This window comes from Cellulomonas algicola (assembly GCF_003851725.1).
In the GTDB taxonomy this organism is placed as follows: Bacteria; Actinomycetota; Actinomycetes; order Actinomycetales; family Cellulomonadaceae; genus Cellulomonas; species Cellulomonas algicola.
Genome location: NZ_BHYL01000231.1, coordinates 14651 through 25131, shown reverse-complemented (window position 1 = coordinate 25131; position 10481 = coordinate 14651). Strand labels below are relative to the sequence as shown.

Sequence of the window (10481 nt, the reverse complement as noted above, 5' to 3'; positions counted from 1 at the left end):
TGCGTCAGCAGCGCACCACCGCCCCGCGGGGCGCGGGTGTCAGAGCTCGTCGGTCGCGAAGGTGTCGCACGCGGCGAGGGTGCCCTGCTCGTAGCCGGTGGTGAACCAGCGCTGACGCTGCTCGGACGAGCCGTGGGTCCACGAGTCGGGGTTCACGCCGCCGCCGGACTGCTGCTGGATGTGGTCGTCGCCGACGGCCTCCGCGGCGGACAGCGCCTGCTGGAGCTGCTCGGCGGTGATCGGCTCGAGGAACGTCACGCCGGTGTCCGGGTCGACCTCGGTCGCAGCGCTGCCGACCCACATGCCCGCGTAGCAGTCGGCCTGGAGCTCGACGCGCACGGAGTCGGACTCCGCGCCGGTGCCCTGCCGCTGCGCGCGGTCCATGACGCCGGTGAGGTTCTGGACGTGGTGCCCGTACTCGTGCGCCGTCACGTACATCTCCGCGAGCGGGCCGCCCTCGGCGCCGAACTGGCTCTGCAGGAGGTCGTAGAAGCCGAGGTCGAGGTAGATGGTCTGGTCGGGAGGGCAGTAGAACGGCCCGGTCGACGCCGATGCGGCGCCGCAGCCCGTCGTGGTCTGACCCTCGAACGCCTCGGCGGCGGGCTGCGCGAACTGCGCGCCCTGCGCGGGGAGCTCGTCCGCCCAGTAGGCGTCGAGCGCCTGGAGCGTCGCGGAGAGGCGGCAGTCGCGCTGCTCGTTGGCCTGCTCCGCGGTGCAGTCGCCGACGACGCCCTGCTCCGCCTGCTGGCCGCTGCCGCCGGCCGCGCCCTGCAGGACGTTCGCGAGGTCGCCGTTGCCCGACTGGTTGAGGAAGATCGCGAGCACGGCGACGACGAGCGCGCCGATCCCGCCGCCCACGGCGACCTTGCCGCCGCGGCTCGTGCGCACGCGACCGCCCTCGAACTGACCACCCTCACCGAACGTCACGGAGGGGAACTTAACGCCGCGTCCCTCAGTCCGCGCGTCGGGACGGCGGCGCCACCCGTTCGTGCACGTCGGGCACCCGGGGCCGAGCAGGCGTCAGTCGTCGGCGAGACCGCGCGCGGCGAGCGCGTCGCCCGTCGCGCGCGCGTGCGCGACCATCCGGACCGCCGCGGGTACGACGAGCGCACGGGGGTCGCGGTCGAGCCCGCGGGCTCGGGCGGCGGCGCGGACGTCGAGCGAGGACTGCGCGAGCACCGGGATCGTGCGCAGGAACAGGCCGACGGCGAGCGCGGCGGTCTCGGGGTGCAGCCCGACGTGCCGCAGGGGCCGCGTCACGCGCGCGAGGACGTCGAGCAGCGCGTCGGACCGGGTGGTCGCGGTGACGACCGTCCCGAGGACGACGAGCGCGAGCAGCTCGGCCGCGACCTCGACACCGACCTCCCAGCCGCGCGACCACGTCTGGTAGAGACCGAGGACCAGGGCGAGGACGGTGACGGGCAGCAGGCCGCGGGTCGTGCGGTGCAGCGGGACGCGTGCGACGAGCAGCACGCCGACCGCGACGACGAGGGCGCCGACGGCCGAGCGTGGGCCGTCGAGCAGCAGCACCGCGACGCCGGCCAGGGCGAGGCCGGCGAGCTTCGCGCCCGCAGGCAGGCGGTGCACGACCGTCGTGCCGGGGTGGTAGAGGCCCAGCGGACCGGCCCAGGGTGGACGGAGCGGGCCCCGCTCGCGGCGCGTCACGGCACGCCCGCCTGACCCATGAGCGCCTCGTAGTGCGCGACGGCCTCGTGCGGGTCGCCGTCGTACACGACGAGCCCGTCGTCGACGACGAGGACGCGGTCGGCACGGCGGGCGGCGTCGAGGTCGTGCGTGACGACGACGACCTGCTGGTCGAGGTCGGCGAGCAGGTCGTCCACGACGCGTCGCCAGCGCAGGTCGAGCAGCGTCGTCGGCTCGTCGCACACCAGGACCGCGGGCTCGACGGCCAGCACGGCCGCGATCGCGAGCAGCTGACGCTGGCCACCGGACAGCGCGTGCACGGACACGTCCGCCCGCTCGCCGAGCCCGAACCGACGCAGCGCGGCCCGCGCGGCCTCGAGTCGCTCCACCTTGTCGGGGAACCGCCGCCGCAACGACAGCGCGACGTCCTCGAGCGGTGTCGGCAGGACGATCTGCGCGTTGGGGTCGGTGAACACGAACCCGACGCGCTGCCGCACCGCGGCACCGTCGGTGGCCGTGTCGAGCCCGTCGACGCGCACCGTCCCGCTCGACGGCAGCACGAGCCCGTTGAGCAGCCGCGCGAGCGTCGACTTGCCCGAGCCGTTGGCCCCGACGACGGCGATCCGGCGCTCGGCGAGCCGCAGCGTCACCGGCCCGAGCAGCCGCACGACGCGGTCGGCTCCACCGGCCGGGTCGGGGCTCCAGGCGGTGACGACGACGTCGTCGAGCTCGATCATCCGGTGCCTGCCGTCAGCGGCGCGAGCGCAGGAGGTCGGGGAACGCGCGGAACACGGCGAGCGCGACCGCCGCCGCGAGCAGGTTCTTCACGAGGTCGCCGGGCCAGTACACGACGTCGATCGCGAAGGCCTCGCCGAAGGAGACGCCCAGCCGGGCCATGAGGCCCACGATGCCCGCGGGGTGGATGGTGAGGAAGCTCGCACCGAGACCGGCCCCGACGAGCGCCAGGTAGCGCAGGGCACCCGTGAGGCGCAGCGCGCGTCCGGCGAGGAGGCCCGCGACGGCCGCGGCGAACGGGAATGCGAGCAGGTAGCCGACGGACGGCTTGGTCAGCACGACGAGGCCGCCGGTGCCGTCCGCGAACACGGGCACGCCCGCGAGGCCGACGACCAGGTACAGGAGGACGGCGAGCGCGCCGCGCCGCCAGCCCAGCACGAGGCCGGCGAGCACCACGCCGAACGTCTGCAGCGTGATCGGCACGCCGGACGGCGTCGGGATGCCCGGGAGGATCGCGCACACCGCGATGAACGCCGCGAACGTCGAGACGAGCGCGACGTCCGTGGCGACGCTGGAGCGGACGACGGGTGCGGGATGGACGGCCGCCGCGGCGGCGGAGTCGGTCGACAGGTGCTTCTCGGGCGCGTCGGTCATGGGTCCCCCAGGGGCCTCGTGGCGTCGTGGCGTCGGAAATCAGCGCGGATCGTCACGCTAGCGGCTAGGTAGAATCGGGGTCCTTCGCGTCCGTGGCCAACGCCGGGACGCATTTCTCGGAGGAAACCACCACGTGATCACCGCTCAGGCCGTCGAGCTGCGCGTCGGCGCCCGTGTGCTGCTCGAGCCGACGACCTTCCGCATCGCCTCGGGCGACCGCATCGGTCTCGTCGGCCGCAACGGCGCCGGCAAGACGACCCTCACCCGCACGCTGTCGGGGGAGACCCAGCCGACGGGCGGCACGATCTCCCGCTCGGGCGACATCGGGTACCTCCCGCAGGACCCCAGCCACGGCGACCTCGCGCAGCTCGCGATGGACCGCGTGCTGTCGGCGCGCGGCCTCGACGAGATCGTCAGCGCGATGCGCGTGACCGAGGGCGCGATGGCCGCCGCGGACGACGACGTGCGCGAGACGGCGATGGCCCGGTACGCGCGCCTCGAGGCCCGCTTCACCGCGGCCGGCGGCTACGCGGCCGAGAGCGAGGCGCACCGCATCACGTCCAACCTCGGGCTCGACGACCGCGTGCTCGCGCAGCCCATGGGGACGCTGTCCGGCGGTCAGCGGCGACGGGTCGAGCTCGCGCGGATCCTGTTCTCGGGCGTCGACACGCTCCTGCTCGACGAGCCGACGAACCACCTCGACGCCGACTCGATCACGTGGCTGCGCGACTACCTCAAGCAGTACTCGGGCGGCTTCGTCGTCATCTCGCACGACGTCGAGCTGCTCCGGGCGACCGTCAACAAGGTCTTCCACCTCGACGCGAACCGGTCGCAGCTCGACCAGTACAACCTCGGCTGGGACGCGTACCTGCAGCAGCGCGAGACCGACGAGAAGCGCCGCCGTCGCGAGCGCGCGAACGCCGAGAAGAAGGCGTCGGTGCTCCTCGCGCAGGCGGACAAGATGCGCGCGAAGGCCACGAAGGCCGTCGCGGCGCAGAACATGGCGCGGCGCGCCGAGCGCATGCTGTCCGGGCTCGAGGAGGTGCGCGCCCAGGACAAGGTCGCGCGCCTGCGGTTCCCCGACCCGGCGCCCTGCGGTCGCACGCCCATCACGGCCGAAGGGCTGTCGAAGTCGTACGGCTCGCTCGAGGTGTTCACCGACGTGGACCTCGCGATCGACCGCGGCTCGAAGGTCGTCGTGCTGGGCCTCAACGGCGCGGGCAAGACGACGCTGCTGCGCATCCTCGGCGGCATCGAGGCGTCCGACACGGGTGAGGTGAAGCCCGGGCACGGGCTCAAGCTCGGGTACTACGCGCAGGAGCACGAGACGCTCGACCTCGACCGCACGGTCGTCGAGAACCTCCGCACGGCGGCGCCCGACCTCACCGACACGCAGGTCCGCTCGGTGCTCGGCTCGTTCCTGTTCTCGGGCGACGACGCCGACAAGCCGGCGCGCGTCCTGTCGGGCGGGGAGAAGACGCGTCTCGCGCTCGCGACGCTCGTCGTCTCGTCGGCGAACGTGCTGCTGCTCGACGAGCCCACGAACAACCTGGACCCCGCGTCGCGCGAGGAGATCCTCGCGGCGCTGCGCACCTACAAGGGCGCGGTCGTGCTGGTCTCCCACGACGAGGGCGCCGTGGCCGCGCTCGACCCCGAGCGCGTGCTGCTGCTGCCCGACGGCGCCGAGGACCTGTGGGGTCCGGACTACCTGGACCTCATCGCGCTGGCCTGACCGGCCCGTCGCGGCCGTCGGTCCCGCCGCGCGCGGCGAGCTGCGCATCGATGAGCGCGTCCTCCTCGTCCTCGGCGCGGCCGCCGCGTCGGCGGGGTGCCGGTCGGTCGGGTGCGTGGCCGGCCGGTGCGGCACCGGCACCGGGGCGGACGGACCGTCGGTCCGTGTCGTCCGACGCGCCGTCGCCCGGGGGAGCCGTGCTCGGCTCGCCGCCGGAGACGCCGTCGCCGGTCGCGGCCTCCGTCGGGAGGGCCGCCTCGCGGCGCGCGATGACCACCGACCCGCCGAGGATCAGCAGCGCGAACGCCCACCACTGGAACGCGTACGACAGGTGCGAGCCCGGGTCGGTGCTCGGCGGCGGAAGGGTGCCGGGCACCTGGGCGGGTGCCGGGTCCTCCGCCAGCCGCTGCGCGTAGGCGGCGTAGGGGACCGCGTCCAGCCTGCCCGCCGCGAGGACCTGCGACGACGCGACCGCCTGCACCTGGCCGGGAGGCGCCGTGCGGGTCGTCTCGCGCTCGTCGAGCCGCAGGCGCGCGGTGAGCGTCACGGTGCCGGTCGGGGGAGCGGGCACGTCGACGGCGGCGCTCGCGTCCTCCCCGGTCGGCACCCAGCCGCGGTCGACGACGAGTACCCCTCCCGCGCCCGTCGGGTCGTCCGCGATGCCCGCGGAGGCGTCCGACACCACGAACGGGACGAGAACGTGGTACGCCGGGTGGCCGTCGACCGGGCGGTTGCGCAGCAGGACGGTCGCGTCGGAGTCGTACCGCCCGACGACCTCGACGGTGCGCCACTCGTCGGCCTTCCCGAGCGTCTCGTCCGTCGAGGCGAGCACGTCGTCGAGCGGCACGGGGTCGGCGGCGTAGTTGGTCGTCACGACCGCGATCGCCGCGTCACGCCACACGTGCCGGTTCCACTGCCACCGGCCCAGGAGCACGCACGCGGTCGCGAGGACGATCCCGACGCAGACGATCCCGACGGCCCGGCGAGCGGCCGCACTCACGACGGCGCCACCCGGTCGAGGTCGCCGGCCGCGACGACGTCACGCAGGAAGCCGCGCACGTCGAGGTACTGCGACAGGTGCTCGCGGTGCTCGTCGCACGCGAGCCACACCTTGCGGCGCTCGGGCGTGTGCAGCTTCGGGTTGTTCCACAGCAGGCCCCACGCGGCGTCGGCGCGGCAGCCACGGGCGGAGCAGACGAGCTCGTCGACGGCGTCGGGCACGCCGCCCAGCAGGCTCACGAGCCGCCCCCGACCTGGTGGTGCGGACCCGAGCCCGGCCCGATCTCGCGGTACTGCATGAACGACGCGTCGTCCGTGTCGCGCCGCTCGCGCCCCGCGTTGGCGAACAGGACCGCGACGTACGGCAGCACGACGGCCGCGATCAGCAGGATGATCGGCACCACGACCGGCAGGTGCCCCCAGGTGAAGAAGGCGGCCGCGAAGCACACCATGCGGACGCCCATCTGGGCGAGGTAGCGGCGCTGCCGGCGGGCCATGTCGTCGGCCAGGGACTCGGGCGCGGACGTGATGCGCTGGACGTCGTCGCCCGGCGCGTCGTGCGCTCTGGGGGTCCTGCGGCTGCTCACCACCTGATCGTAGTCCGGTCGACGGACACCTACCGTCGGGGGCCGCCGTTGTCCGGTTCCCACAACATGCCGGGGTGTTCCTGTGCCGGGCCGGACCGGCGTCGCTCCGGGGACGTCGGATAGCGTCGGGTTCCGTGCCTGAGACTTCCGACAACGCCACGCCTCCCACGCGGTCCGAGCACCGCCCGCGCAGCGTCCTCGTGACCGGCGCGAACCGCGGCATCGGCCGCTCCATCGCGGAGCGCTTCGTGGCGGCCGGCGACAAGGTCGCGACGATCTACCGCTCGGGCGACCTGCCCGACGGCGTGCTGGGTGCGGTGGCCGACGTGCGGGACACCGTCGCGGTCGACGCGGCGTTCACCGAGATCGAGGCCGCGCACGGCCCGGTCGAGGTCGTCGTCGCGAACGCGGGCGTCACGCGCGACCAGCTGCTGCTGCGCATGACCGACGAGGAGTTCACCGACGTCCTCGACGTCAACCTCACGGGCGCGTTCCGCGTCGTGCGGCGCGCGTCCAAGGGCATGATCCGGCTGCGTCGCGGGCGCATCGTGCTCATCTCGTCGGTCGTCGGTCTGTACGGCGGGCCCGGCCAGGTGAACTACTCCGCGTCGAAGGCGGCGCTCGTCGGCATGGCGCGGTCGATCACGCGCGAGCTGGGCGGTCGCGGCATCACCGCGAACGTCGTCGCGCCCGGCTTCATCGACACCGACATGACGCGCGCGCTGCCCGAGGACCGCCAGAAGGCCTACCTCGCGACGATCCCTGCCGGGCGCTTCGCGCAGCCCGAGGAGGTCGCCGCGGCCGTCGAGTTCGTCGCCTCCGACGCCGCCGGCTACATCTCGGGCGCCGTGATCCCCGTCGACGGCGGCCTCGGCATGGGTCACTGACCCCCCACGACCTTTCCCCACGCACCGCAACAGGACGGAACTCCCATGGGTCTGCTCGACGGCAAGAAGCTCCTCGTCACCGGCGTCCTCACCGACGGCTCGATCGCGTTCCACGTCGCGCGCCTCGCGCAGGAGCAGGGCGCGCAGGTCGTGCTCACCTCGTTCGGCCGGCAGTTCCGGCTGACCCAGGCCATCGCCCGGCGCCTGCCCGTCGAGGCGCAGGTCCTGCAGCTCGACGCGACGTCGCAGGAGGACCTCGACGCGCTCGCGGACCGCGTGCGTGCGGCCGGGCTCGACAGCCTCGACGGGGTCGTGCACTCCATCGGCTTCGCGCCGCAGTCCGTCATGGGCGGCAACTTCCTCGCGGGCGAGTGGGACGACGTCGCGACCGCGCTGCACGTCAGCGCGTACTCGCTGAAGTCGCTCGCCGTCGCCGCGCAGCCGCTGCTGGCCCGCGGCTCGGCCGTCGTCGGCCTCACGTTCGACGCGCGGTACGCGTGGCCGGTCTACGACTGGATGGGTGTCGCCAAGGCCGCCTTCGAGTCGACCGCCCGGTACCTCGCGCGCGACCTCGGCCCGCACGGCGTGCGCGTCAACCTCGTGTCCGCGGGCCCGATCCGCACGACGGCCGCGAAGTCGATCCCGGGCTTCGAGGCCATGGAGGGCGGCTGGCCCGACCGTGCGCCGCTCGGCTGGGACGTCTCCGACCCCGAGCCCACGGCCCGCGCCGTCGCCGCGCTCCTGTCCGACTGGTTCCCGGCGACGACCGGGGAGATCGTGCACGTCGACGGCGGCGTGCACGCGATGGGCCTGTGATGGGACGCTGAGCCGGTGACGTCCGACTCCACCCACCGACTGCTCCTGCTCCGGCACGCCAAGGCCGAGCACCCCGAGGGCCTTCCCGACCCCCAGCGGCCGCTGTCGCTCGTGGGCCGCAAGCAGTCCGGTCAGGTCGGCGCGCAGCTCGCCGAGGCGGGGCTCGTCCCCGACCTCGTGCTGTGCTCGACCAGCCTGCGCACCCGGCAGACGTGGGAGCTGGTGCGCGGCACGCTCGGCGCCGACCCGGCGCTCGAGCTGCGCGACGAGGTGTACGACGCGGGTGTCTCGACCCTGCTCGACGTCCTGCGCGGCGTGGCCGACGACGTGGCGACCGTGCTCGTCGTCGGGCACGAGCCGACGATGAGCCGTGCCGCCGCCGCGCTCGCGGGTCCCGACTCCGACGGCGCCGCCCTGTCGCGCGTGCAGGTCGGCGTGCCGACCGCGAGCTGGTCCGTGCTCGGGTTCACCGGCCCGTGGTCGGGCCTGGCACCGGCGGGCGCGACGCTCGAGCGCCTCGGCCTGCCGGGCTGACCGTCCGGGCTCGCCCGGCGTCGGTACGCGGCGTTGGGCGCACCGTCGTCAGCGGTACAGGCCCCGCAGCGCCGCGGTGCGCGTGACGTCCGTCGCGAGGGCCGCGCTCTGCGTGACCAGGTCGATCCCGCCGACCGGGCGTCGCCGTCCCAGCGACCGCACCGCGGGATCGACCACCGCGGCGAGCAGGGCGTCCGCGACACCCTCCGCGTCGACCACCTCGAACGGCCGGGCGTGGAACGGCACCGTCTCCTCGGGGACCGGCGCCGTCAGGCCGAGCGCGTTGTGCCCGCGCAGCAGCGCGACGAGCACCTGGCCCAGCGCGCGCTGGCGCGCCTCCCAGTCCGCGGCCGCCAGCGCGGCGTCGAGCGGGCCGAGCAGGTCGCGCGACGACGGAAGCCGCCGGAACGCCGTGCCGAGCCACTTGTCGTAGGGCGCGTACGTCCGCGCCTGGAGGAACGCGAGCAGGACCGCCGTGCGGCAGACCCGCGCCGTCACCAGCCGCGAGCCGAGGTCGTCGCCCGCCATCCCGGCGCGTGGCGCCAGGTGGGAGTCCTCGGCGACCGCCCACCACGCCGACGCCTGCTGGTAGAGCCACACGTCGTGCGGGTAGGACGCGAGGTCCGCGCGCACGCGCGCCAGGCCCAGGTCGTCGTGCAGCACGACGCCCGCCGTGAGCGACAGCAGGCGCTGCTGCGGGATGACGAGCCAGTCGGCGACCGTCAGGGGCGGGCGGACGTGCCCGAGCACGCGCGTCAGCAGGGTGTCGAGCGTGAGGATCTCGACCCGGTGCTCGACCGGGCTGCCCGGGCAGCCCACCCCCGGGCCGCGCGTGCCGTCGTCCGCCGGGGGCGCCGCGCGCGTCGTCCAGCCGCCCACCTGCTCCGGCAGGACGTGCCGCAGCTCCTCGTGCAGGGCGGCGGCGTGCGCCGCGTGGTCGTCGGGGGAGAGCAGCACCTGCAGGCGCGGACCCCAGTCGTGGTCGGTCGACGTCGCGTCGTCGTGGCCCAGCACGTCCGACCCCGGCCCGACGAGCGCCGCCGTGTGCGCCAGCCCGCGCGCCGCGAGCACGGGCGCGACGTACGCGTACAGCAGGCGCGCGAGCTCCCGCCCCGGGACGAACGCGGGAGTCACGTGCCGACGGTGAACGGCGGCAGGTCGAGGACCGCGTCCAGGCGGTCCGTGACGACGGCGTCCGCCGACGCGGCGACGAGCGGCTTGGCGTTGAACGCGATGCCGAAGCCCGCCGCGGCCAGCATGTCGAGGTCGTTGGCGCCGTCGCCGATCGCGATCGTGCGCTCCATCGGGACGCCGACCCGCACGGCGTACTCGCGCAGCGTCTGCGCCTTCGCCGCGCGGTCGACCACTGGCCCGGCGACGCGGCCCGTGAGGCGACCGTCCGCGACCTCGAGCCGGTTCGCGTGCACGAGCCGGATGCCGACCCGCGCGGCCAGCGGCTCGACGATCTCGAGGAACCCGCCCGACACCAGCCCGACGGGCCACCCGCGCGCGTCGAGCTCCGCGACGAGCTCGACGGCACCGGGCGACAGCTCGACCTGGGCGAGCACGTCCTCGCACACCGTCGCCGGCAGCCCGGCGAGGGTCGCGACGCGCTCGTGCAGCGACGCGGCGAAGTCGATCTCGCCGCGCATCGCGCGCTCGGTGATCTCGGTGACGAGCTCCTCCGTCCCGGCGTGCGCCGCGAGCATCTCGACGACCTCGCCCGTGATGAACGTCGAGTCGACGTCCATGACGACGAGCCGACGCGTGTCCTCGACGGCGTCGGCGCTCGCGCCGGGCTCGATCACGGCGGCCGTTGCGGGCTCGGTGTCGTCGGCGGGCACCGTGATGTCGGCGGGCGCGGTGACGTCGGCGGGCACGGCGGTGCGGGGC

13 protein-coding genes are annotated in these 10481 nt (G+C 74.7%); 4 read left to right on the top strand and 9 right to left on the bottom strand.

Going from position 1 to position 10481, the window contains the following annotated elements:
• Positions 1 to 39: 39 nt before the first annotated feature.
• The 4 genes from ypfJ to CTKZ_RS14505 form a co-directional block, all read right to left on the bottom strand.
• Positions 40 to 927 carry a KPN_02809 family neutral zinc metallopeptidase gene (gene ypfJ, locus CTKZ_RS14520; RefSeq protein ID WP_124343612.1) on the bottom strand — a complete coding sequence of 296 codons (888 nt, stop codon included), beginning with the start codon at positions 925 to 927 and terminating at the stop codon, positions 40 to 42.
• Between the two features lie 93 nt (positions 928 to 1020).
• Positions 1021 to 1665, bottom strand: a complete 645-nt coding sequence (locus CTKZ_RS14515) for an energy-coupling factor transporter transmembrane component T family protein (protein WP_124343611.1) — start codon at positions 1663 to 1665, stop codon at positions 1021 to 1023.
• Positions 1662 to 2381 (bottom strand): energy-coupling factor ABC transporter ATP-binding protein, encoded by a 720-nt coding sequence (locus tag CTKZ_RS14510; RefSeq protein ID WP_124343610.1) that lies wholly within the window; start codon positions 2379 to 2381, stop codon positions 1662 to 1664. The genes CTKZ_RS14515 and CTKZ_RS14510 overlap by 4 nt, the downstream gene beginning before the upstream one ends.
• A gap of 13 nt (positions 2382 to 2394) precedes the next feature.
• Positions 2395 to 3033, bottom strand: a complete 639-nt coding sequence (locus CTKZ_RS14505) for a biotin transporter BioY (protein ID WP_124343609.1) — start codon at positions 3031 to 3033, stop codon at positions 2395 to 2397.
• A 133-nt stretch (positions 3034 to 3166) separates the two neighbouring features.
• Between CTKZ_RS14505 and CTKZ_RS14500 the strand changes: the two genes are divergently transcribed.
• Positions 3167 to 4765: an ABC-F family ATP-binding cassette domain-containing protein gene (locus CTKZ_RS14500; protein WP_124343608.1), complete on the top strand. Its 1599-nt coding sequence runs from the start codon at positions 3167 to 3169 to the stop codon at positions 4763 to 4765.
• Here CTKZ_RS14500 and CTKZ_RS14495 read toward each other — a convergent pair.
• From CTKZ_RS14495 to CTKZ_RS14485, 3 genes are read right to left on the bottom strand one after another with little or no spacing between them, the layout of a single operon-like run.
• Positions 4749 to 5765 carry an SURF1 family cytochrome oxidase biogenesis protein gene (locus CTKZ_RS14495; protein WP_124343607.1) on the bottom strand — a complete coding sequence of 339 codons (1017 nt, stop codon included), beginning with the start codon at positions 5763 to 5765 and terminating at the stop codon, positions 4749 to 4751. The genes CTKZ_RS14500 and CTKZ_RS14495 overlap by 17 nt on opposite strands.
• The gene (locus CTKZ_RS14490; protein ID WP_124343606.1) at positions 5762 to 6004 is read right to left on the bottom strand and encodes a hypothetical protein; all 243 of its coding nucleotides are present in this window, start codon (positions 6002 to 6004) and stop codon (positions 5762 to 5764) included. Before CTKZ_RS14490 ends, CTKZ_RS14495 begins: the two co-directional genes overlap by 4 nt.
• Complete coding sequence (locus tag CTKZ_RS14485) at positions 6001 to 6351, bottom strand: DUF3099 domain-containing protein (RefSeq protein WP_124343605.1); 351 nt, start codon at positions 6349 to 6351, stop codon at positions 6001 to 6003. The genes CTKZ_RS14490 and CTKZ_RS14485 overlap by 4 nt, the downstream gene beginning before the upstream one ends.
• 134 nt (positions 6352 to 6485) lie before the next feature.
• Here CTKZ_RS14485 and CTKZ_RS14480 point away from each other — a divergent pair, with 134 nt between their 5' ends.
• Genes CTKZ_RS14480 through CTKZ_RS14470 form a run of 3 tightly spaced genes read left to right on the top strand, consistent with a single transcriptional unit; the run spans position 6486 to position 8588 of the window.
• On the top strand, positions 6486 to 7238 hold the full coding sequence (locus CTKZ_RS14480) for a beta-ketoacyl-ACP reductase (protein ID WP_124343604.1): 753 nt from the start codon (positions 6486 to 6488) through the stop codon (positions 7236 to 7238).
• Positions 7239 to 7283: 45 nt separating this feature from the next.
• Positions 7284 to 8054 carry an enoyl-ACP reductase FabI gene (fabI, locus tag CTKZ_RS14475; RefSeq protein ID WP_124343603.1) on the top strand — a complete coding sequence of 257 codons (771 nt, stop codon included), beginning with the start codon at positions 7284 to 7286 and terminating at the stop codon, positions 8052 to 8054.
• 15 nt (positions 8055 to 8069) lie between these two features.
• Entirely contained in the window at positions 8070 to 8588 is a 519-nt protein-coding gene (locus CTKZ_RS14470; RefSeq protein WP_124343602.1) for a SixA phosphatase family protein, read from the top strand.
• 48 nt (positions 8589 to 8636) lie between these two features.
• Here CTKZ_RS14470 and CTKZ_RS14465 read toward each other — a convergent pair whose 3' ends face one another.
• Together CTKZ_RS14465 and serB are read right to left on the bottom strand one after the other, a co-directional pair.
• Positions 8637 to 9722 (bottom strand): DUF4037 domain-containing protein, encoded by a 1086-nt coding sequence (locus CTKZ_RS14465; protein WP_124343601.1) that lies wholly within the window; start codon positions 9720 to 9722, stop codon positions 8637 to 8639.
• Positions 9719 to 10393, bottom strand: a complete 675-nt coding sequence (gene serB, locus CTKZ_RS14460; RefSeq protein ID WP_268904341.1) for a phosphoserine phosphatase SerB — start codon at positions 10391 to 10393, stop codon at positions 9719 to 9721. Before serB ends, CTKZ_RS14465 begins: the two co-directional genes overlap by 4 nt.
• Positions 10394 to 10481: the final 88 nt, after the last annotated feature.